This is a genomic window from Variovorax frigidus (genome assembly GCF_051216515.1).
Classification (GTDB): Bacteria; Pseudomonadota; Gammaproteobacteria; order Burkholderiales; family Burkholderiaceae_C; genus Variovorax.
The window spans coordinates 334,764-356,698 of the sequence record NZ_JBPJZF010000001.1 but is presented as its reverse complement, the minus strand read 5'-3'; the positions used below and the strand labels follow the sequence as shown (position 1 = coordinate 356,698).

The 21,935-nt window shown below is 70.2% G+C and carries 22 protein-coding genes; 17 read left to right on the top strand and 5 right to left on the bottom strand.

The genetic code is table 11. The features are described from left to right. The first annotated feature begins 44 nt into the window (after positions 1–44). From ACSFBC_RS01690 to fabG, 9 genes are read left to right on the top strand one after another with little or no spacing between them, the layout of a single operon-like run. A complete protein-coding gene (locus ACSFBC_RS01690; RefSeq protein WP_435508570.1) occupies positions 45–692 on the top strand; it encodes a COG4648 family protein in 648 nt (215 codons plus the stop codon). Between the two features lie 23 nt (positions 693–715). After that, on the top strand, positions 716–2,422 hold the full coding sequence (locus tag ACSFBC_RS01685; protein WP_435508569.1) for an ApeI family dehydratase: 1,707 nt from the start codon (positions 716–718) through the stop codon (positions 2,420–2,422). Continuing rightward, on the top strand, positions 2,422–3,393 hold the full coding sequence (locus ACSFBC_RS01680) for an acyl-CoA synthetase (protein WP_435508568.1): 972 nt from the start codon (positions 2,422–2,424) through the stop codon (positions 3,391–3,393). Before ACSFBC_RS01685 ends, ACSFBC_RS01680 begins: the two co-directional genes overlap by 1 nt. Further along, complete coding sequence (locus tag ACSFBC_RS01675; protein ID WP_435509247.1) at positions 3,383–3,961, top strand: LolA-related protein; 579 nt, start codon at positions 3,383–3,385, stop codon at positions 3,959–3,961. The genes ACSFBC_RS01680 and ACSFBC_RS01675 overlap by 11 nt, the downstream gene beginning before the upstream one ends. Further along, positions 3,958–6,321: an MMPL family transporter gene (locus ACSFBC_RS01670; RefSeq protein WP_435508567.1), complete on the top strand. Its 2,364-nt coding sequence runs from the start codon at positions 3,958–3,960 to the stop codon at positions 6,319–6,321. The genes ACSFBC_RS01675 and ACSFBC_RS01670 overlap by 4 nt, the downstream gene beginning before the upstream one ends. Before the next feature lie 16 nt (positions 6,322–6,337). Then, a complete protein-coding gene (locus ACSFBC_RS01665; RefSeq protein WP_435508566.1) occupies positions 6,338–7,156 on the top strand; it encodes a polysaccharide deacetylase family protein in 819 nt (272 codons plus the stop codon). Then, complete coding sequence (locus ACSFBC_RS01660) at positions 7,153–7,899, top strand: class I SAM-dependent methyltransferase (protein ID WP_435508565.1); 747 nt, start codon at positions 7,153–7,155, stop codon at positions 7,897–7,899. Before ACSFBC_RS01665 ends, ACSFBC_RS01660 begins: the two co-directional genes overlap by 4 nt. Further along, positions 7,896–8,360: a hotdog family protein gene (locus ACSFBC_RS01655; protein ID WP_435508564.1), complete on the top strand. Its 465-nt coding sequence runs from the start codon at positions 7,896–7,898 to the stop codon at positions 8,358–8,360. The genes ACSFBC_RS01660 and ACSFBC_RS01655 overlap by 4 nt, the downstream gene beginning before the upstream one ends. A gap of 5 nt (positions 8,361–8,365) precedes the next feature. After that, positions 8,366–9,097 carry a 3-oxoacyl-ACP reductase FabG gene (gene fabG, locus ACSFBC_RS01650; protein ID WP_435508563.1) on the top strand — a complete coding sequence of 244 codons (732 nt, stop codon included), beginning with the start codon at positions 8,366–8,368 and terminating at the stop codon, positions 9,095–9,097. Here fabG and ACSFBC_RS01645 read toward each other — a convergent pair. The 5 genes from ACSFBC_RS01645 to ACSFBC_RS01625 form a co-directional block, all read right to left on the bottom strand. After that, positions 9,094–11,238 (bottom strand): beta-ketoacyl synthase N-terminal-like domain-containing protein, encoded by a 2,145-nt coding sequence (locus ACSFBC_RS01645; protein ID WP_435508562.1) that lies wholly within the window; start codon positions 11,236–11,238, stop codon positions 9,094–9,096. The two genes, fabG and ACSFBC_RS01645, sit on opposite strands and share 4 nt — an antisense overlap. Positions 11,239–11,330: 92 nt before the next feature. Beyond that, positions 11,331–12,107: a glycosyltransferase family 2 protein gene (locus tag ACSFBC_RS01640; RefSeq protein WP_435508561.1), complete on the bottom strand. Its 777-nt coding sequence runs from the start codon at positions 12,105–12,107 to the stop codon at positions 11,331–11,333. Continuing rightward, on the bottom strand, positions 12,074–12,871 hold the full coding sequence (locus ACSFBC_RS01635) for a lysophospholipid acyltransferase family protein (protein ID WP_435508560.1): 798 nt from the start codon (positions 12,869–12,871) through the stop codon (positions 12,074–12,076). Before ACSFBC_RS01635 ends, ACSFBC_RS01640 begins: the two co-directional genes overlap by 34 nt. 16 nt (positions 12,872–12,887) lie before the next feature. Next, positions 12,888–13,919, bottom strand: coding sequence for a chorismate transformation FkbO/Hyg5 family protein (locus tag ACSFBC_RS01630; protein ID WP_435508559.1), 1,032 nt, complete (start codon positions 13,917–13,919; stop codon positions 12,888–12,890). Between the two features lie 37 nt (positions 13,920–13,956). Continuing rightward, positions 13,957–14,727: a class I SAM-dependent methyltransferase gene (locus ACSFBC_RS01625; protein WP_435508558.1), complete on the bottom strand. Its 771-nt coding sequence runs from the start codon at positions 14,725–14,727 to the stop codon at positions 13,957–13,959. A 108-nt stretch (positions 14,728–14,835) separates the two neighbouring features. Between ACSFBC_RS01625 and ACSFBC_RS01620 the strand changes: the two genes are divergently transcribed. From ACSFBC_RS01620 to rng, 8 genes are all read left to right on the top strand, one after another. Next, positions 14,836–15,561 carry a YebC/PmpR family DNA-binding transcriptional regulator gene (locus tag ACSFBC_RS01620; protein ID WP_435508557.1) on the top strand — a complete coding sequence of 242 codons (726 nt, stop codon included), beginning with the start codon at positions 14,836–14,838 and terminating at the stop codon, positions 15,559–15,561. Positions 15,562–15,622: 61 nt separating this feature from the next. Next, complete coding sequence (purD, locus tag ACSFBC_RS01615) at positions 15,623–16,912, top strand: phosphoribosylamine--glycine ligase (RefSeq protein ID WP_435508556.1); 1,290 nt, start codon at positions 15,623–15,625, stop codon at positions 16,910–16,912. After that, positions 16,912–17,826 carry an oxygen-dependent coproporphyrinogen oxidase gene (hemF, locus tag ACSFBC_RS01610; protein ID WP_435508555.1) on the top strand — a complete coding sequence of 305 codons (915 nt, stop codon included), beginning with the start codon at positions 16,912–16,914 and terminating at the stop codon, positions 17,824–17,826. Before purD ends, hemF begins: the two co-directional genes overlap by 1 nt. 7 nt (positions 17,827–17,833) lie before the next feature. Further along, a complete protein-coding gene (gene nadD / locus ACSFBC_RS01605; RefSeq protein ID WP_435509246.1) occupies positions 17,834–18,457 on the top strand; it encodes a nicotinate (nicotinamide) nucleotide adenylyltransferase in 624 nt (207 codons plus the stop codon). Next, positions 18,457–19,125: a ribosome silencing factor gene (rsfS, locus tag ACSFBC_RS01600; protein ID WP_435508554.1), complete on the top strand. Its 669-nt coding sequence runs from the start codon at positions 18,457–18,459 to the stop codon at positions 19,123–19,125. Before nadD ends, rsfS begins: the two co-directional genes overlap by 1 nt. Then, positions 19,122–19,589 (top strand): 23S rRNA (pseudouridine(1915)-N(3))-methyltransferase RlmH, encoded by a 468-nt coding sequence (gene rlmH / locus ACSFBC_RS01595; protein ID WP_435508553.1) that lies wholly within the window; start codon positions 19,122–19,124, stop codon positions 19,587–19,589. Before rsfS ends, rlmH begins: the two co-directional genes overlap by 4 nt. Before the next feature lie 55 nt (positions 19,590–19,644). Beyond that, positions 19,645–20,253 carry a Maf family protein gene (locus ACSFBC_RS01590; protein WP_435508552.1) on the top strand — a complete coding sequence of 203 codons (609 nt, stop codon included), beginning with the start codon at positions 19,645–19,647 and terminating at the stop codon, positions 20,251–20,253. Between the two features lie 144 nt (positions 20,254–20,397). Next, positions 20,398–21,921 (top strand): ribonuclease G, encoded by a 1,524-nt coding sequence (gene rng, locus ACSFBC_RS01585; RefSeq protein ID WP_435508551.1) that lies wholly within the window; start codon positions 20,398–20,400, stop codon positions 21,919–21,921. The last annotated feature ends 14 nt before the right edge of the window (positions 21,922–21,935 follow it).

The following is a 21,935-nucleotide window of genomic DNA, read 5'->3' as shown; positions in this document are numbered from 1 at the left end:
GTGGTGGTCCGCGCGCGGGCCGCATCACGGCGCGGGCCTGACCGATGTCCCGTTGGCGCCTGGCGCTCCTGCTGACTGCAGGCGCGGCGTATGCCGGTCTGTCGCACTGGCTGATGCTGTTCCACCCGCATGCGCCCTGGGCCATGGCGGTGCTGCTCGGCCCCTTGTGGCTCACGGCGCTGGGCCTGGGCGGTTCGCGCTTCGGCGGCTGGGGCCTGGTAGGCGCTACTGTCGTCGGCGCGCTGGTCTTCGTGCTGCTGTGGCGCGGCGGCGCGGGCGATCCGAACCGGCTCTATGTGCTGCAGCATGTGGGCATCAACGCGGTGCTGGGTTGCTGGTTCGGTGGCACGCTGCGCGGCGGCGGGCTGTCGCTGATCGGCCAGTTCGCGCAGCGCGTGCACACGCTGGGGCCGGGCATGCCCGAATACACGCGCCACGTCACCTGGGTCTGGACCGTCTATTTCGCGCTCACGGCCGGCATCTCGATCCCGGTCTACCTGTGGCTGCCGTTCTCGGTCTGGTCGCTGCTGGCCAACGTGCTGAGCCCCGTGATGGTGGTGGTGCTGTTCGTCGGTGAACACCTGCTGCGCTACCGCCTGCATCCCGAATTCGAGCGCACCCGCATGATCGATGCGGTGCGCGCCTTCTATGGCGCCAACGCCGCCGCGGCCGATCCGGTCGCCAAGCGCTAGGCGTGTCGTCCACCGGACCGCGCATGTCGAAGAACGATTCCCTTTCCCTGGCGCTGCTGGCGCCGCGTGACCTGGCCGCGCCGCTGGCCTGGCGGGCCGGCGTGCCGGTCTCGGGCCATGCCTTCCTCGCCGACGTGGCGCGGCAGGCCGAGCGCATGCCCGCCACCGGGCCGGTGGTCAACCTCTGCAACGACCGCTATGCCTTCTCTGTGGCGCTGGGTGCGGCGCTGCTGCGTGGGCTCGCCAGCCTGCTGCCGCCCGATGCGCGGCCCGAGACGATGGCACGCCTCGTCGAAACGCACGGCGCACTCGTGGCCGTGACCGACGAGCCCTCGCTGTCCACCCCGGGCATGCCCAAGGTGCTGGTCGAGATCGGCGGGGATGCGCCGCGCGAGGGCGATGGCGTCGCGGTGCCGGCGATCGATGGCGGCCTGCACGCGGTGAGCCTGCTCACCTCGGGCTCGACCGGCACGCCGCAGCCGCATGCCAAGCGCTGGGACACGCTGGTCGGCGACGTGGCGGCGGCGGTCGGACGATTGGCGGACTTCCTGCAGCGCCCGTCGCTGGCCGGCGTGACGGTGGTCGCGACAGTGCCGGTGCAGCACAGCTACGGCCTCGAGTCCTCGGCCCTGCTCGCGCTGATCGGTGGCGCGGCCTTCGACGCGGGCCGGCCCTTCTTCCCGGCCGACATCGTCGCCGCGCTGGCCGCGGTGCCCCGTCCGCGCGCGCTGGTCACCACACCCTTTCATCTGAAGACGCTGCTGCTGTCGGGCCTCGAGATTCCGCCGGTGGACCTGGTCCTTTCGGCGACGGCACCGTTGTCGCCACAGCTGGCCGTGCAGGCCGAGCAGGCGACCGGCGGCGTGCTGGTCGAGATCTACGGCAGCACCGAGTCGGGCCAGGTCGCGACGCGGCGGCCCACGCAGAGCGAGGTCTGGGAGACCTTCGGCGAGATCCGCGTGACGGCACAGGTCGGGGCCGACGGCGCGGAGCAGTTCGTCTTCGGCGGCGATTTCATTCCCGAGCCCACGCCCATGGCCGACGTGCTCGAGCTGCTGGACGACCGACGTTTCCGCCTGTTCGGCCGCGCCAACGACCTGATCCACGTGGCCGGCAAGCGCAGCTCGCTGGGCCACCTCAACTACCACCTCAACAGCATTCCCGGCATCGAGGACGGCGCCTTCTGGCTGCCCGACGAGGTCAGCGACGGCGTGGTGCGGCCCGTGGCCTTCGTGGTCGCGCCCTCGCTGTCGAGCGCCGAGGTCGTCGCGGCCCTGCGCCATCGGCTGGAATCGGTCTTCGTGCCGCGCCGCGTGGTGCATGTGGCTGCGTTGCCGCGTGAGGGCACGGGCAAGCTCACCGTGCGTTCTCTGCGCGAATTCGCGCTGTCCCAACTGGCGGTCGACGACACGCCGGTGCTGCTGAGCCACGAGGTGCCGGTCGATCACCCGGTGTTCGCGGGCCACTTCCCCGGCCAGCCGCTGGTGCCCGGCGCGCTGCTGGTGTCGGAGGTGATGGAGGCGATGCAGCGCGTGCCTGCCATGGCTGCGCGGCTGGGGCCGCATCCGACCTTGGCGGCGGTCAAGTTCCTGTCGCCGGTGCGGCCCGGCGCCCGCATCGACATCGCACTGCAGCCCGAATCCGGCGCCGCACGCGGCGTGAAGTTCGAGGTGCGCTGCGGCGACGTGGTGGCGGCCAGCGGGCGCTGGACCGCATCGGACCCGGCCTGATGGCGGGCGAAGACATCGGCGTGAAGAAGGCCGAGGCCGGCGACTGGGCCCATCGGCCCGAGCGCAGCAACATGGTCGCGCTGCGCTTCATCTGCTGGCTCGCGCTGACCTGCGGGCGGCGGCTCACGCGGCTGGTCCTGCCCCCGATCTGCCTCTATTTCCTGCTGTTCGACCCGACACCGCGGCGCCACATCAAGCGCTATCTGTTCCGCGCGATCGGTCCGAAGGCCGGCTGGGCCGACGGCTACCGGCTGCTCCACACCTTCGCCTCGACCGTGCTCGACCGCGTCTACTTCCTGCGCGGTCGCATGGACCTGTTCGACGTGCGGATCAGCGGGCAAGAGGCGGTGCACGCCGAGATCGACGCGGGCCGGGGGGCTTTCATGCTCGGCGCCCACATGGGCAGCTTCGAAGCCATGGGGGCCTGCCGCCAGCACAGCGACGACCAGTCGCAGCTGCGGCTGGCGATGCTGATGTTCACCGACAACGCGCAACGCATCTCCGCGATCCTCGAAGCGCTGAGCCTGCCCGAACTGCGGCCGCACATCATCGCGCTGGGCCGCCCGCATTCGATGCTCGACCTGCGCGACTGGCTCGACGGCGGTGGCCTGGGCGGCATGCTGGTCGACCGCACGCTGCCGGGCAACGAGGAGGCGGCCCAGCGCAGCAACGACATCGTGCTGCCCTTCCTGGGCCAGCCCGCGACTTTCAGCGACGGGCCGTTCCGGCTGGCCGCGCTGCTGCGCCGCAAAGTCTTCTTCATGGCCGGGCTGTACCTGGGCGGCGCCCGCTACGATGTCCGCTTCGAGCCCCTGGCCGATTTCAGCGAACGCGTGGCCGACCCGGCCGAACGGGAACGCCGCATCCGCGCCGCGGTCGAAGCCTATGTGCTGCGACTCGAGGCCCTGTGCCGTGAGCACCCCTACAACTGGTTCAACTTCCATGATTTCTGGCTTGAAGATGCGCATTGACGGCGGCCTGCGCCGCGCCCGCTGGGCGGTGGTCGCGTTGCTGTGCGCCGCCGCGCCGGCCTGGGCTTTCGACTTCAACGAGCTGATGGGCCTGCTGGCCCGCCAGAAGCAGGGCGAGGCCAGCTTCACCGAGCAGCGCTACGTGCGCGGCGTCGACGGCCCGCTCGCGGCGAGCGGCACCCTGAGCTTCACCGCCCCCGACCGGCTGGTGCGGCGCACGCTCACGCCGCGGCCCGAGACCATGGCGGTCGACGGCAACAACCTCGTGCTGTCGCGCAGCGGCCGCACCCGCAACATGACGCTCGACAGCGTGCCGGAACTGCAGGGCCTGGTCGAGGCCATGCGCGCCACGCTGGCCGGCAACCCGCAGGTGCTGCAGCGCTACTTCAAACCCACCGTGAGCGGCAACGCCGACGCGTGGGCGCTCGACCTGGCACCGCTCGATGCGCGCCTGTCGTCCCAGATCGCGGCGCTGCGCCTGAGCGGCAAGGCCGGCGAGGTGCTGGGCGTGGAGATGGAGTTCCGCGGCGGCGACCGCTCGATCATGACCATCTCGCCCAAGCGATGAATATCGGCCCGAGCCGCGCGCGTCGCACCTGGGTGCTGCTGCTCTGGCTGGCTGCGGTGCTGGCCGGCGTGGCCGTGATCTCGCGCACGCACTTCAGCGCCGACCTCTCGGCCTTCCTGCCCGCCAGCCCCGATGCGCGCCAGCGCGTGCTGATCGAGCAATTGCAGAGCGGCGTGGCCTCGCGCACGCTGATGGTCGGGCTCGAAGGCGGCAAGGATGCGGCGCAGCGTGCCGACGTGTCGCGCGCCCTGGGCAAGGGCATGCGTGCGAGCGGCCTGTTCGAGCAGGTGCAGAACGGCGACCACAGCGAGTGGAAGGAGGCCGGCACCTTCGTGTTCGATCGGCGCTACCAGCTCTCGCCCGACGTTTCGCCCGAGCGCTTCAGCGTCGACGGCCTGCGCGACGCGATCACCGACACGTTGTCGATGCTCGGCACGCCGGCCGGCAACATGGTCCGGCCGCTGTTCGAACGCGACCCGACCGGCGAGACCCAGCGCATCGCCGAAGAGATGATCCCGGCCACCTCGCCGCGCACCGAGGAGGGCGTGTGGGTCTCGCGCAGCGCGCCGCGCGCGATGCTGCTGGCCACCACCACCGCCTCGGGCAGCGACCTCGACGCCCAGGGCGCGGGCATCGCCCGCATCGAAGCCGAGTACGCGAAGGCGACCCAGGGCATGGGCGCCGACGCGCCCAGGCTGCTGCTGAGCGGTGCGCCGGTGTTCTCGGTGCAGAGCCGCGACAAGATCAAGGGCGAGGCGGTCCACCTCGCGATCGTCGGCGCCATCGTCATGGGCTGCCTGCTGCTGGCCGCCTTCGCCTCGCCGCGCGCGCTGGTGATCGCGGTGTTGCCGGTGCTGACCGGCGTGGTGGCCGGTACGGCTGCCGTGGCGTTGGTCTTCGGCTCGGTGCACGGGCTCACCATGGGCTTCGGCAGCACGCTGATCGGCGAGACCGTCGACTACGCGATCTACTACCTGATCCAGGCACGGGGCGCGGCGGTGCGCGGCACCGGCTGGCAGCGCTGGCGCGACCTCAACTGGCCGACCGTGCGGCTCGGCCTGCTGACTTCGGTCTGCGGCTTCGCGGCGCTGCTGTTCTCGGGCTTCCCCGGCCTCGCGCAACTGGGCGTGTTCTCGATCGCGGGCCTGGTGGCCGCGGCCATGGTCACGCGCCACGGCCTGCCGATGCTCGCACCCGACGGCGCCACCGGCATGGGCATGCGCCGCCAGATGGCGCGCGTGGCCGGCAGCATCGTCGATGCCTTGCCGCGCCTGCGCCTGAGCTTCATCGTGCTGGGCGTCGCGGCCGTGGCCTTGATGGTCTGGCAGGGCGGCGAGCTCTGGCGCGCCAGCCTGTCGTCGATGAGCCCGCTCTCCAAGGCGTCGCAGGACCTCGATGCCTCGTTGCGCGCCGACATCGGTGCGAGCGACGGCGGCACGCTGGTGGTGATCCAGGCGGCGGACGAGCAGGCCGCCTTGCGCGCCACCGAGGCCGCCAGCCAGCGGCTCGACACGCTGGTCGGCGAGGGCCAGCTCAGCGGCTTCGAGACCGTGACCCGCATGCTGCCCAGCATCGCCACGCAGCAGGCGCGCCTCGCGAGCCTGCCCGACGCGGCCACCTTGCGCACCCGGCTGGCCGAGGCCACGACCGGCATGCCGCTGAAACCCGAGCGTTTCGAACCCTTCATTGCCGCGGTCGATGCCGCGCGCGCGCTGGCGCCGATCACGCGTCAGGATCTGGACAAGGGCCCGATGGCACCGGTGGTGCGCGCGCTCCTGTTCGAGCGGCCGGGAGGTGGCTGGTCGGCGCTGATCGCGCTCCATCCGACCGATCGCTTCGACAAGCGCAAGCTCGCGGCCGCGCTGGCGCCGCTGCCCGAAGTGCAGGTGGTCGACATCGGCGACGAACTCGGCAGCCTCTACACGCGCTACCTGCACGAGGCCTTCGTGCAGGTGCTGCTGGGCGCGCTCGCCGTGGTCGTGCTGCTCGGCCTCTACCTGCGCTCGTGGCGCCGCCTGGTCGCGGTCTGCCAGCCGCTGCTGCTGGCGGTGGTGCTCACGCTGGGCGGCATGGCCGTGCTGCAGGTGCCGCTGGGCATCCTGCACCTGGTCGGCCTGCTGCTGATCGTGGCCGTGGGCTCCAACTACGCGCTCTTCTTCGACCAGTTGCAGGAGACCGGCCGCGCCGACGAGGACACGCTGGCCTCGCTGATGCTGGCCAACCTCACGACCGTGGTGTCCTTCGGGTTGATCGCGATCTCCGACATCCCGGCGCTCTCGGCCATCGGCCGCGTGGTGGCGCCGGGCGCGCTCTTGGCCTTGCTGTTGTCGGCGGCATTCGGCAAACGACGCGCGCGCTGAGGTACAAAGGCGCGTCATGTCTTCCGCCACCGACACGCCCCTCGCACCGCTGCCGCCCGTGTTCACGGTCAGCGCGGTGGTCCACCTGGCCGGGCTGGGCGCGGCTTTGTGGGTGCCCGGCGCGTGGCCCTGGGCCCTCGGCGCGGTGGTGCTCAACCATGCGCTGGTCACGGGCGCCGGCCTCACGCCGCGCAGCCGGCTGCTGGGGCCCAACGTCACGCGACTGCCGGCCGCGGCCGTGGCGCGCCGCGAAGTCGCGCTGACCATCGACGACGGCCCCGACCCCGAGGTCACGCCACAGGTGCTGGACCTGCTCGACGCGCACGGCCAGCGCGCCACCTTCTTCTGCATCGCCGAGCGCGTCGCCGCCCATCCCGAACTCGCGCGCGAGATCGTTGCGCGCGGCCACGGGATCGAGAACCACACGGCGCAGCACCGGCACAACTTTTCGCTGCTCGGGCCACGTGGCTATTCGGCCGAAATCTCGCGCGCGCAGGACCTGCTGACCGAAGTCACGGGCCGGCGGCCGCGCTGCTTCCGGGCACCGGCCGGCCTGCGCAATCCTTTTCTTGCGCCGGTGCTGCACCGGCTCGGCCTGTCGCTGGTGAGCTGGACGCGGCGCGGCTTCGACACCCGCGAGCACGATCCCGCCAAGGTGCTGGCGCGGCTCACGCGCGGTCTCGCGGCCGGCGACATCCTTCTGCTGCACGACGGCAATGCCGCGCGCACGGCCGCCGGCCGACCGGTGCTGCTCGAGGTGCTGCCGCCGCTGCTGGCGCGTTTCGAGGCCGACGGCCTTCGCGCCGTCACGCTGACCGAAGGACTTGCCGGATGAGCGTGGCATCGACCGACGCGGCCTGGCGCCGCCTGCACGAGACGGCTTCGGCGCCGTACCGCCAGTCCGGCCGCTTCGCCTGGCATTTCGCGCGCGGCAAACTGGGGCGCGACCCGATCTTCCGCGGCGTGATCGAGCGCGGCCTGATCGATGCCACGCGCGGCCGCGTGGTCGACATCGGCAGCGGCCAGAGCCTGCTCGCGAGCCTGCTGTCGGCCATGGCGGGGATGCAGGCCCAGGGGCACTGGCCCGCGCATTGGGCCTCGACGCCCGCGCGTGCCGAATACACCGGCATCGAATTGATGCCCAACGACGTGGCGCGTGCGCGCGCGTCGATCGCGCATCTCGAACCGGCGCCGAAGCTGCTGTGCGCCGACATGCGGACCACCGTGCTGCCGGCCTGCGACCTGGTCGCGATCTTCGACGTGCTGCACTACGTCGACCTGCCGGCGCAGGAGGCCGTGCTGCAGCGCGTGCGCGATGCGCTGGCACCGGGCGGCCGGCTGCTGCTGCGCGTCTGCGATGCGTCGGCGCCGCGCGCCTTTGCCTTCACGCAATGGGTGGACCGCGCCGTGCTGTTCGTGCGAGGCCACGGCACCGCGCGCACCTGGGGCCGGCCGCTGGCCGAATGGACCGCGCTGCTGGCGCGCTTCGGCTTCAGCGTGCAGATCGTTCCCATGAGCCAGGGCACGCCGTTCGCGAACGTGCTGCTGGTGGCCGACCTTCCGACCGCCTCCGAATGACCCCTCAGACCCTCGACCGCGTCGGCATCGCCCGTCGCATTCCCCACAGCGGCACGATGTGCCTGCTCGACCGCCTCGACGCCTGGGACGCGGAAGCGATCCACTGCAGCACCGAGAGCCATCGCTTGCCCGACAACCCGCTGCGCACCGCCAGCGGCCTGATGGCGCCCAACCTGATCGAGTACGCCGCGCAGGCCATGGCACTGCATGGCGGCCTGCTGGCACCCGAGGGCGCCGAGCCCTCGGCCGGCTTCCTGGCCAGCGCGCGCAACGTGCGCTTCGCGGTCGACCGCTTCGATGACGTCGACGGCGCGCTGCAGGTGCATGCACGCCGGCTGTCGGGCGATACACGCCAGGTGCTCTACGAATTCGCGGTGAAGAACGCGGTGGACGCCGTGCTGGCCGAAGGCCGTGCCGTTGTCGTGCTCAACACACCGCTCGCTCCCGCCCCCAACGAATGACCGCCATGAGCCTTACCGGAAAACGTGCCTTGATCACCGGCGCCAGCGGCGCCCTGGGCGCGGCCATCGCGCAACGCCTGGCGCGCGACGGCGCGACCGTGCTGCTGCATGCGAGCTCGCGGCCGCAGGCGATCGAGGAACTGGCCGCCACGATCACCGCGGCCGGCGGCAGCGCCGAATGCCATGTGTTCGACCTGCGCAGCGACGAAGGCACGGCCGCCGGCTGTGCCGCGATGCTCGCGGGTGGGCCGGTGCAGATCATCGTGAACAACGCCGGGGTGCACGACGATGCGGTGCTGCCGGGCATGCGCCCCGAGCAGTGGCACAAGGTCATCGACGTCTCGCTCAACGGCTTCTTCCGCGTGACCCAGCCGTTGCTGCTGCCGATGCTGCGCACGCGCTGGGGCCGGATCCTCAACATCTCCTCGGTCGCCGCGCTGACCGGCAACCGCGGCCAGGTCAACTACGCAGCCGCCAAGGGCGCGCTCAACAGCGCGACCAAGGCACTGTCGCTGGAGGTCGCGGCACGCGGCGTGACGGTCAACGCCATCGCGCCCGGCATCATCGCCTCGCCGATGGCCGACGCGGTGTTCGACCCGGCGCTGATCCAGCAGATGGTGCCGGCCAAGCGCGCCGGCACGCCGGAGGAAGTCGCATCGCTCGCGGGTTTCCTGGCGAGCGCGGAGGCGGCCTACATCACGGGCCAGGTCATCTCGATCAACGGTGGAATGATCTAGCGCGTGAAGAGCAGCGCCGAGTTCGTGCCGCCGAAGGCGAAGGAACTGCTGATCGCGGCTTCGAGCGCAGGCGCCTGAACGCCTGTCTCGCGCACCAGGTTCAGTGCGCAGGCCGGGTCGGGCGCATCGCAATGCGCATTCGGCGGCAGCTGCCGTTCGCGCAGGGCCATCACCGTGATCACGGCTTCGAGCGCGCCGGCGGCGCCCAGCAGGTGGCCGTGCAGGGCCTTGGTCGAGCTCACGCGCAGCCCGTCGAGCTGCTCGCCCCAGACCAGCGCCAGCGCATCGCGCTCGACCACATCGCCGATGCGCGTGGCGGTGCCATGCGCATTGCAGTAGCCCACGTCGCTGGGTTGCAGATCCGCCTGTTTCAGGGCCTGGCGCAAAGCGCGGGCCTGGCCTTCGGCATCGGGCTTGGTGAGGTGGGTGGCGTCGCAGCTGCTGCCCCAGCCGCCCAGCGTGGCATGGGCGCGGGCACCGCGCCGGCGCGCATGCTCGGCGGATTCCAGCACCAGGAAGGCCGCGCCTTCGCCCAGCGCGAAACCACTGCGGTCGGCGGAGAAGGGGCGCACGGCCGTGGCCGCCGCGCCGGGCTCGAAGCCCGCAAGGGTCTGCATGGCCTGCCAGGCCAGCACCACGCCCGGCACGATCAGCGCTTCGCTGCCGCCCGCGATCGCGATGTCGACTTCGCCGCGCTGCACCGCCTTGGCAGCTTCGGCGATGGCCAGCGACGACGAGGCGCAGGCCACCGAATAGGTCAGCACGGGGCCTTGCGCACGCTGGCGCATCGCGACGTGCGAGGCCGGCGCGTTGGGCATGAAGGCGGGGATGGTCAGCGGCGGCACGCGGCCGTTGCCGCGGTAGGCGGCTTCGAGCGCGGCCGCGCCGCCCATGCCGCAACCCGCGAAGACGCCGATGCGTTCGGGGGCGATCGCGCCGGCCTCGATGCCGGCGTCGCGCATCGCCAGATCGGCGGCGGCCACGGCCAGCTGGCTCACCCGGTCGACGCCTGCGAGCTGCAGCTTGGTGAACCAGCGCGAGGCATCGAACGCGACCGTCGCGGCGGCCGCGGGCTTGGGCAGTTCGGGGAAGACCGGGTGGATGGCGGACTCGGCGCGCATCAGCGCGGCGAACAGGGCCTCGGGCGTGTCGCCGTGCGGCGCCACCACGCCGAGGCCGGTGACGGCCACGGAATGCATGCTCACGCGACCTTCGCGGCCCGGACCTTGTCCACGAGAGCCGCGAGCTCGGCCAGCGTGTCGATGTTCGGGTTGTCGTCGGGCACTTCGATGCCGAACTTGTCCTCGATCTCGAAGATGAACTCGGCCAGCGCCAGGGAGTCCAGGCCCTTCTCCCGCATGGAGGCGTGCGGATCGAGTTGAGACGACGGAATGCCGTACTTCTCCTGGATCAGATCCTGCAATTCCTTCAACGAACTCATGGTGATGTTTCCCCCCTGTGCGATGCTCGTTCGATGATAGCGGTTGCGGTGCCGGTCTCCAGCGCAGCGAGAGGAGGGCAAACGCGATGCCCAGCAGCGCGCCGGCCAGCGCATCCAGCGCCACGTGCTGCTTCACGGCCAGCGTCGACCAGGCGATCGCGACGAACCAGAGCAGGTTGAAGCCGCGCAGCCAGCGTGGGGCGGCTGCATCGCGCAGCACCTGTTCGACGCGGATCACGGTGAACATGGCCGTCGCCACGTGCAGCGAAGGGCAGGCATTGCCCGCCGCATCGACCCCCTGCAGCATCGCGAAGCCCGCAAAGCCCGAGACGTCGAGGTCCAACGGCGGCACGGCGGTCGGCCAGAAGCGGAAGAAGGCCAGGCCTGCGAGGCACATCGCGCCGAGCCAGAGGCCGTAGACGCTGAGCTCCGTGAAGTTGCGCTGAAGGCCGGGGCCGACGCCGATGTAGAGCCACAGCGTGAGGTAGATGAACAGCGCCTCGGGCTGGAAGCTGATCCAGCGGTCGAGCTGCGTCAGCGGCATCTCGAACACGGGGTACACGGGATTGCGCAGCACGTAGAAATAGCCGACGAAGAACAGCGAGGTGATGGCGGTGGTGCCGATCAGCTTGAGCCAGAACAGCTTGCGCATGCGCAGGCCGATCTCGGCGGTCCAGGGGGTCAGGGCGTAGGGCGACATCGGCGACGGGGGGAGGGGCGGTCAGGGACCCGCGAGCGCGCGCTGGCGGGCACGGCGGACGAAGGAATGCGGAAGGGCCGGGTCGGGCCCGTTCACGGCTGGAAGGGAGGCAGGCGGCGCAGGCGCTTCCAGGCCAGCCAGGGCAGCCGCAGCACGAACTCGGCCATCAGCCGCGTGTGCATCCACGAGAGCAGGATGTTGTCGCGCACGTAGTTGAAGTGCGAGACACCGCCTTCCGCGGCGCTCAGGTATTTCACCGGCGCATCGATGTTGATCGGCTTGACGCCGCCCCAGACCAGGCGCACCACGGCCTCGGTGTCGAAGTCGAAGCGGCGCATCCAGGGCTGGCGCTCCATCACCTCGATCAGCGGCGTCACCGGATAGATCCGGAAGCCGTAGAGCGAATCGCCCACGCCCGCGCACAGCGTCTCGATGTGGGTCCAGCCGTTGGACAGCTTGCGGCCGCGCACCCGCAGCAGCGGTGCGCTGGCGTCGAAGATCGGACGGCCCAGGACCATGGTGTCGGGCCGCGCCTGCGAGGCCTGCATGAAGGCCGGGATCAGGTCGGCCGGATGCTGGCCGTCGGAGTCCATGGTCAGCGCATGCGTGAAGCCGGCCTCCTGGGCGGCCTTGAGTCCCAGCAGCACGGCCGCGCCCTTGCCCTGGTTCTGCGGCAGCACCCAGACCCGCAGGCCCGGGTCCTCGGCCGCCATGCGCTGCAGGCGTTCGCCCGTGCCGTCGGTGCTGCCGTCGATCACGACCCAGACAGGGTTCCATTGGGTGCGTGCGGAACTGACGGTGGAGAAGAGCCGTTCTCCGGTGTTGTAGCTCGGGATCAGGACGAGATGGGTGCGCGAAGGGTCTGACATGCGGGCGGCGCTTCGGAGGCGCTCTGTTCCAGGGAATGGCGAAAGTACTGTTCTAGCTGAACCAGCAGCGCGGCGCTGTCGGGCGAAGGCGCGAAGCGCTCGCCCAGGCGCAGCGTGAAGACCAGCGGCAAGGGCGGAACGCGCCACAGGGGCCATCCCTTGCCGAGATAGGGCGAGTCGGTGTCGATGAAGACGGTCTGGATGGGTGCCGGCGCGAGCTTGGCGATCAGCGTGATGCCGGGCATGAAGGCATCGAGCGGCGGCACCACGGTGCGCGTGCCCTCGGGGAAGATCACGAGCTGCCCGCCGCGCCGCAGGTCCTGCACCGCCAGCCGCACCATGGTGTGGGCCGAGTCGTTGCGGATGTAGTGCGCGAGCCGGGCGCCAGCGCCGAGGAAGACGTTCTTCATCAGCCCGGCCTTCATGATGCAGGCGCTGCGCGGCAGCCGGGCCACCAGCAGCAGCGCGTCGAGCATGCTCGGGTGGTTGGCCGCGATGATCAGCCCGGGCTCGTCGCGCAGCGCGTCGAGGCTGCGCGCGTCGATGCGCATCATCCCGGTCAGCGAGGCGACGGTCCAGAAGGTGCGATAGGCGCCCGCGATCACACGGCGGCCCAGCGGGCGCCCGATATGGGGCGGCAGCAGCGGGTGCAGCACCATCGCGGCGAGGTTCCAGACGAGCGAGATCAGGCCCAGGCCAAGCAGCAGGCTGTAGAGCGGCAGCGCGAGGGCGACCGACCGCCCCTGGCGCATCACCTTTCTCATCGACCCGTCCTGGCGCTCATCGGCGAATGGCACCCGCGGCCACGGCATGGGCCTCGATTTCCACCAGCAGATCCTGCCGGCAGATGTCGGCCTCGAGGTAGACCCCGTGGCGCACCGTCGGGGCGTCGGCGCCCAGCACGGCTTCGAGCACCTCTCGCACGACCGGCGCATCGGCCACGTGGCGCACGTACACCACGGTTTCCAGTTCGGGCAGCGCGAAGCGCGCATCGGTGCGCTCGTTCGCGGCGCCGATCACGGCCCCGAGGTTGCGCAGCGTTTCCTCGGTCTGTGCACGCACGTCGCCCTGGTGCACGGTTTCGTGCCCGACGATGCTGGCGGTGCCCGAGATGAACAGCGCCACCTGGCCGTCGCCGAGTTCGGCCAGTGCCGCGCGCGAGAAGGTCGGGGAGCGCGGGCCGTAGGTTTCGGGGTAGCGATAGGCCGACACCTGGCGCGGGTTCTCGACCGGCAGCGGCGCGATCTGGCCGGCCAGGAAACGGATGCAGAGCGCCCCTTGCCGGATGCCCAGTGCGCAGGCGGCCGGCGCGCCCTCGAAGGCCGCCTGGCCCGCGTCGAGGAAGGCCTGCTGGCGGCCCATGTTGAACTGGCGGTAGCGCTCCAGGCCACCGCCGTCGCCGTTGATCTGGGGCAGGTAGTTCCAGACGCGCTGCAGATGCGGGCAGCCGCTCTGCTGCAGGGCGACGAACAGGTCGGTGTAGGCGCGCTCGGCCAAGCGGGCCACGCCTTGCTTCTCGGTCGCCTCGTCGAGGTCGATCGCGCCCAGCATCCAGTGGCCGTCGGTGCGCCAGCGCACCACGCCGGTGGTGCCGGAGCGCACCTCGCCGCGCGCCTGCCATACGTCGGCCATCGGGCCGCCGTCGGACAGCACGCGTGCATCGACGCCGGGCATCCAGGGCAGGTTCTCGTGCAGGCCGTAACCCAGCCCGCCGAAGGGCGGGTGGCCGCTGTCGGCCATGGCCAGGCCCTGGGCGAGCGAGAGGCGCTCGAGCCGCAGCGGCGGCACCTTGACGGGTTCGCGCGCGCTCATCGTGTGCGCTCCTTCATGGAGGTGGTTCCTGGCAAGTTCATTCGGGTTTGACGGCGGTGTATTCGGAGAAGACGCCGAGCTCGACATGGCGCTGCACGTCGCGGAAGCCGGCGGCGCGCAGGGCGTCCATCACTTGCGCGGGCGGGATGCAGGCCTCGATGGTGTCCCAGTAGTAGCGCCAGAGCTCGGCCGTGTCGCTGCGCTTGCCGATGAAGCGCGCGATCAGCGGCACGACGGCGCGCATGTAGCCCTTGAGCAGTTGCGTGCCGAGGCGGCTTTCGGGTTTGCTGATCTCGAGCACGACCACGCGGCCGCCCGGACGCAGCACGCGATGGAATTCGCTGAAGGCGGCGGCCACGTCGCTGATGTGGCGCAGCGCATAGCCCATGCTGAGGAAGTCGCTGCTGGCGTCGGCGCGCGGCAGGGCCTCGGCCTTGCCCTCGACCAGTTCCACACCGGGCAGGTCGATCTGCTTCATCATGCCGGCGCTGGGATCGACGCCGACCAGCCGGCCCGTGGGGCCGATCAGCGTCAGCGCCTCGCGGGCCACCAGACCGGTGCCGATGCCCACGTCGAGCACTTGCGCGCCGGTCGCGAGGCCGGCCCGTTTCAGGGCGCTGCGGCGGTACCAGGGGCCCGAGCCGAAGGCCAGCACGCGCTCGATGCGGTCGTAGTCGGGCGCGGTGTCGTCGAAGATGCGGCGCAGGAAGGCTTGGTGCTCGTCCTCGTCTCCGTAGTAGAGCGGCAGTGGCGCATGCGGGGGCAGCAGGGCCGCGTCGGCGGGCACAGGGGTAGGCGATGGCGTCATCGGCGGATTATGACCAAAAGCGTTGCTTGTCCCGTCGCATGTGCGGCAAGGGCGCGGACAGTAAACTCGCAGCTGCTTTGACAACACACGACAGCGAGAGAGAAAGCCATGGCCGGACACAGCAAATGGGCGAACATTCAGCATCGAAAAGGCCGGCAGGACGAGAAACGGGGCAAGCTCTGGACCCGCGCCATCCGTGAAATCACCGTGGCCGCGCGCGCCGGTGGCGGCGACCTGAGCGCCAACCCCCGGCTGCGGCTGGCGGTCGAGAAGGCCAAGGCGGTCAACCTGCCGATCGACACGGTCAAGCGCAACATCGACAAGGCCACCGGCAACCTCGAAGGCGTGAACTACGAGGAAATCCGCTACGAGGGCTACGGCATCGGCGGCGCGGCGATCATCGTCGACACCATGACCGACAACCGCGTGCGCACCGTGGCCGAAGTGCGCCACGCCTTTTCCAAGTACGGCGGCAACATGGGCACCGAGAACTCGGTGTCCTTCCAGTTCAAGCACTGCGGCCAGTTCGTGTTCGCGCCCGGCACCAGCGAGGACAAGGTCATGGAAGTGGCGCTCGAGGCCGGCGCCGAAGACGTGCTGACCGACGAGGAGGGCGCCATCGAGGTGCTTACCGCGGTCGCCGATTTCGAGGCGGTGAAGAACGCGCTGGAGGCCGCCGGCCTGCAGCCCGAGATCGCCGAGGTCACGATGCGGGCCGAGAACACCATCGCGCTGTCGGGTGAGGAGGGCGCGAAGATGCAGAAACTGCTCGACGTGCTCGAGGACCTGGACGACGTCCAGGATGTATTCCACAACGCGGCCATCGAACAATGAACCCCCACGCTTCCCACTTCGTGCATTCGCTGCCCCACGAGGCGGCTCCGTGGAGGACGCAATGAAAGTCCTCGTCATCGGCGGCGGTGGCCGCGAACATGCACTCGCCTGGCGCCTCGCGCATTCGGAGCGCGTGTCCAAGCTCTACGTCGCACCGGGCAATGGCGGCACCGCCACCGACCGGCGCTTCGAAACCGTCGACATCACCGACCCCGTGGCATTGCGCCAATGGGCGCAGCAGGAAAAGATCGCGCTGACCGTGGTCGGCCCCGAGGGCCCGCTGGCGGCCGGCGTGGTCGACGAGTTCCGCGCGCATGGCCTGCGCATCTTCGGCCCGACCAAGGCCGCAGCCCAGCTCGAGAGCTCGAAGGCCTTCTCCAAGGCGTTCATGCAGCGCCACAAGATCCCGACGGCCGAGTACCAGGCCTTCACCGATGCCGCGCTGGCCCACGCTTACATCGATGCCAAGGGCGCGCCGATCGTGGTCAAGGCCGACGGCCTGGCCGCGGGCAAGGGTGTGGTGGTCGCGATGACGGCGGCCGAGGCGCACGAGGCGGTCGACTTCATGCTGGTCGACAACAAGTTCGGCGTGGCGCACAACGATGGCGGCGCACGCGTGGTGATCGAGGAATTCCTGCAGGGCGAGGAAGCCAGCTTCATCGTGCTGTGCGACGGCAAGAACGTCACGGCCCTGGCCACCAGCCAGGACCACAAGCGCCTGCTCGACGGCGACGAAGGCCCGAACACCGGCGGCATGGGCGCCTACTCGCCCGCGCCCGTGGTGACGGCCGAAGTGCATGCGCGCGCGATGCGCGAAATCATCCTGCCGACCATCCGCGGCATGGAAAAGGACGGCATCCCCTTCACCGGCTTCCTGTACGCCGGCCTGATGATCGACGGCGCGGGCCGGCCCAAGACGCTGGAATTCAATTGCCGCATGGGCGACCCGGAGACGCAGCCGATCATGATGCGGCTCAAGTCCGACCTGTTCGAGGTCTTCTGGCACGCGACCGACGGCACGCTCGACCAGGTCGAGCTGCAGTGGGACCGGCGCGTGGCGCTGGGCGTGGTGCTCGCGGCGCACGGCTACCCGCTGGCGCCGCGCAAGGGCGACCGCATCGACGGCATCCCCGTCGAAGTGCCCGATGCCATGGTGTTCCATGCCGGCACCACGCTGGACAAAGGCGAACTCAAGACCAGCGGCGGCCGCGTGCTCTGTGTGACCGTGCTGGCCGACAGCGTCAAGCTCGCGCAACAGCGCGTCTACGAAGTCGCGGCCCAGGTGCGTTTCGACGGCGTGCAGTACCGCCGGGACATCGGCTACCGCGCGCTGCAGGCGCGCAACACTTGATGCAGGCCGATCCGACGGCCGTCGGCGACTATCTGCGCGGGTTGCAGCAACGCATCGTGGGCGCGGTCGAAGCGACCGACGGCGGCGTGGCGGTGCGCGATGCCTGGGAAAAGGCGCCCGGCGAGCCCTTGCAGGGCCGGGGCCTGACCTGCATCCTCGAAGGCGGCGAACTGTTCGAACGCGCGGGCTGCGGCTTCTCCGAGGTGCGCGGCCCGAAGCTGCCGCCCTCGGCCACGCAGCACCGGCCCGAACTGGCGGGCGCCCCGTTCGAGGCCATGGGCGTGTCGCTGGTGTTCCACCCGCGCAACCCCTATGTGCCGACGGTGCACATGAACGTGCGCATGCTGGCCGCGCTGCCCGAAGGCGGCGCGCCGGTCTGCTGGTTCGGCGGCGGCATCGACCTGACGCCGTACTACGGCTTCGAGGACGACGCGGTGCATTTCCACCGCAGCTGCCGCGATGCACTCGCGCCCTTCGGCGAGGACAAGTACCCGCGCTTCAAGACCTGGTGCGACGACTATTTCTTCTTGAAGCACCGCAACGAGCAGCGCGGTGTCGGCGGCATCTTCTTCGACGACTTCTCCGAGCTGGGCTTCGAGCACAGCTTCGCGATGCTGCGCTCGGTGGGCGATGCCTTCCTGCCCGCCTACATGCCCATCGTCGAACGCCGCCGCGACACGGCCTACGGCGAGCGCGAGCGGGCCTTCCAGCTCTATCGCCGCGGGCGCTATGCCGAGTTCAACCTGGTGTGGGACCGCGGCACGCACTTCGGCCTGCAGTCGGGCGGGCGCACCGAGTCGATCCTGCTGTCGATGCCGCCGCTGGCCAGCTGGGCCTACCGGCAGACGCCCGAAGCGGGCACGCCCGAGGCCGCGCTCTACAGCGATTTCATTGTGCGTCGGGAATGGCTCTGACGTGGCTGTGACACCGCCGCGCATCGGTGTCTTCGGCGGCGCCTTCGATCCGCCGCACAACACGCACCTGGCGCTGGCTTCGGCCGCGCTGGCGCAGCTCGGCTTGTCCGAACTGCGCGTCTTCCCCACTGGCAATGCCTGGCACAAGTCACGCACGCTGAGCCCGGCGGCCGACCGCCTGGCCATGGCGCGCCTGGCCTTCGGTAGCCTGCCGCAGGTGGTGGTCGATCCACGCGAGACGCTGCGCACCGGCCCCACCTACACACTCGACACGCTGCGCGAACTGCGGCGTGAATTTCCCGCCGCGCAGCCCGTGCTGATCATGGGCAGCGACCAGGCCGCGGCGCTGCCGCAATGGCATGGCTGGCAGGAGATCCTGTCCATTGCTATTGTTTCCATAGCTGAGCGGTTAGAATCCGCCGGCTCCGATGGATCGGCAACCCGCTTCGATCCGCGGACGCTGCCCGGCCTCCCGGCCGCTGCGCGCTTCGAAACCCTCGAATTGCCCCCGGCCGACACCAGTGCCACCGATATCCGCGCCCGTGCCGCACGCGGCGAGGACATCGGCGCGCTGGTTCCCGACGCCGTTGCGCGCTATATTGACCAACACCACCTCTACGCCTCTGCCTGATGACCACTGAAGCCGCCGCCAAGAAAGACACCCAGAAACTCCAGCGAGCCATCGTCGATGGGCTCGAAGACGTCAAGGCGCAGGACATCCAGGTTTTCGACACCGAGCATCTCTCGCCGTTGTTCGAGCGCGTGATCATCGCGTCGGGTACCTCGAACCGCCAGACCAAGGCGCTGGCCGCCAGCGTGCGCGATGCGGTGCGCGAAGCCGGCTTCCCCAAGCCGCGCGTCGAGGGTGAAGGCAATGGCGAGTGGATCATCGTGGACTGTGGCGCCGCCGTGGCGCACATCATGCAGCCGGCCATTCGCCAGTACTACCACCTCGAAGAGATCTGGGGTGACAAGCCGGTGCGCAGCAAGCTGGGCGCGGCCAAGCCGGCAGCGGCCGCAGCCGTGAGCGAAGAGGCCGAAGACAAGAAGAAGCCCGCGCCCGCCAAGACCCTGCGCCGTGCAAGCGCCGCCAAGACCGCCATCCGCGCCGCCGAGCAGGCCGCCAAGGCCGAGAAGGAAAAGGCCAAGCCCGCACGCAAGACGTCCAGCCGCAAGCCGGCCGGCGCCAGCGCTGCACCGGCCAAGAAGATCCCGGTGAAGAAGATCGGCAAACCGCCGGCGAAAAAGGCCGCTGCCAAGAAGGCGCCCGCGCGCAAGACTGCTCCGCGCAGCAAATGAAGCTGCTGGTGGTCGCGGTCGGGCAACGCATGCCCGACTGGGCGCAGACCGCCTGGGACGACTACGCCAAGCGCTTCCCGCCCGAGATCAAGCTCGAGCTGCGCGCCGTCAAGACCGAGCCGCGCGGCTCCAAGACCCTCGAGACGCTCTACGCCGCCGAGCGCGAGCGCATCGAAGGCGCCATCGCGCGCGGCATGCGCATCGTGGTGCTCGACGAACGCGGCACGTCGCTCACCACCAAGGCCCTGGCCACGCGGCTGCGGTCCTGGCAGGAGGAGAGCGACGACGTCGCGCTGGTGATCGGCGGCCCCGACGGCCTCGACCCCGCTTTCAAGGCCGCGGCCCACGAACGCATCCGGCTGTCCGACCTGACGCTGCCACATGCCATGGCCCGCGTGCTGCTGGTCGAGCAGCTCTACCGTGCCTGGTCGGTGAATGCCGGCCATCCCTACCATCGCGAATGAGCGCAGCGCCGCGCGTGCGCCACGCACGCTCGCGTCGCTGTGCGGAAGTGATCGAATGAGCGACGCCTTTCTCTACCTCGCCTCGCAAAGCCCGCGCCGCGCCCAGTTGCTGGGCCAGCTCGGCGTGCGCCATGAACTGCTGCTCGCGGCGCCCGACGAGGACGCGGAAGCGCTCGAAGCCGTGCTGCCGGGCGAGTCGCCCACGGCTTACGTGCAGCGTGTGACCGGCCTCAAGCTCGATGCCGCCGTGGCACGCCACCGACGCCTCGGCCTGCCGAATGCGCCCATCCTGTGTGCCGACACCACGGTCGCACTGGGCCGCGACATTCTGGGCAAGCCTGCGGATGCCAAGGATGCCGAGCGCATGCTGGCGCGGCTGGCCGGCACCACCCACCGCGTGCTCACGGCCGTGGCGGTGCAGAAGGGCCGCAGCCGGCATGCGGCGCTCAGCGTGTCGCGGGTGCGCTTCGCGCCGATGACACGCGCGCAGATCGCGCGCTACGTCGCCAGCGGCGAGCCGCTGGGCAAGGCCGGGGCCTACGGCATCCAGGGCGCCGCAGCGGCGTACGTCGAGCACATCGGCGGTTCCTATTCGGGCATCATGGGACTGCCCATGTTCGAGACCGCCGCGCTGCTGCGCAGCGTCGGTCTGCTCAAAAGCTAACCATGACGCTCCCTTTCTCCATCTGCATCTCCATCTTCATGCCAGGGCCGCTGCAGATCCGGCTTTGCCGGTCTGCCAGCGGCGCCCCCGGAAGGGGCGGGGCGAAGCGACACGCAGTGCGCGAAGCCTGGGGGAGAGCCTGACATGCAGGATATTTTGATCAACTGGTCGCCGCAGGAGACCCGCGTTGCGCTGGTCGAGCACGGCGCGGTGCAGGAACTGCACATCGAACGCACGCTGGAGCGTGGGCTCGTGGGCAACGTCTACCTGGGCAAGGTCTCGCGCGTGCTGCCGGGCATGCAGTCGGCCTTCATCGACATCGGCCTGGATCGCACGGCCTTCCTGCACGTGGCCGACATCGTGGCGCCGTTCACGCCGGGCTCGCGGCCCAGCGCACAGGCGCCGGAGCGCGACCCGCGCGGCGGGGCGATCGTGCCCATCGAGAAGCAGGTGTTCGAAGGCCAGTCGCTGCTGGTGCAGGTCATCAAGGACCCGATCGGCACCAAGGGTGCGCGGCTGTCGACGCAGATCAGCATCGCGGGGCGGCTGCTGGTTTTTCTGCCGCAGGACAACCACGTCGGCGTGTCGCAGAAGATTCCGCTGGAGCAGCGCGAGAAGCTGCGCAGCCGCCTGCAGGCGCTGATCGATGCGGCAGCGGCAGCCGACAGCGGCGGCGTGGTGCCGGCCAACACCGGCGGCTTCATCCTGCGCACCAACGGCGAAGACTCGAGCGACGCCGAGCTGGCCGAGGACATCGCCTACCTGCGCAAGACCTGGTCGCGTATCCGCGAACTGTCGGGCAAGCTGCCCGCGATGTCGCTGCTGCACCAGGACCTGAGCTTGCTGCAGCGCGTGCTGCGCGACATGACGGGCGAAGACACCCAGACCATCCGCATCGATTCGCGCGAGCAGTTCGAATCGATGCGCAAGTTCGGCCTCGAGTTCATGCCGCAGGCGGCGGACAAGCTGCAGCACTACAAGGGCGAGCGCCCGATCTTCGACCTCTACTCGGTCGACGAGGAGATCGCCAAGGCCCTGGGCCGGCGCGTGGACCTCAAGTCGGGCGGCTACCTGGTGGTCGACCAGACCGAGGCGCTGACCACTGTCGACGTGAACACCGGCGGCTTCGTCGGTGCGCGCAATTTCGACGACACCATCTTCAAGACGAATCTCGAGGCGGCCCAGGCGATCGCGCGGCAGCTGCGACTGCGCAACCTGGGCGGCATCGTGATCGTCGACTTCATCGACATGGGCCGCGACGACCACCGCGAACAGGTGCTGGGCGAGTTCCGCAAGCAGCTGGCACGCGACCGCGTGAAGACCAGCGCCGGCGGCTTCTCGCCGTTGGGCCTGGTCGAGATGACGCGCAAGCGCACGCGCGAATCGCTGGCCCACATGCTGTGCGAACCCTGCACGGCCTGTGGCGGTCAGGGCATCGTGAAGACGGCCCGCAGCGCGGCCTACGACGTGATGCGCGAGATCCTGCGCGAGGCGCGCCAGTTCACGCCGCGCGAGTTCCGCATCGTGGCCGCGCCGCAGGTGATCGAACTGCTGCTCGACGAGGAGAGCCAGCATCTGGCCAGCCTCAGCGACTTCATCGGCAAGACGATTTCGCTGCAGTCGGAGCCGGCGATGGGGCAGGGCCAGTTCGACATCGTGTTGTTGTGACCACCCCGGTGGCG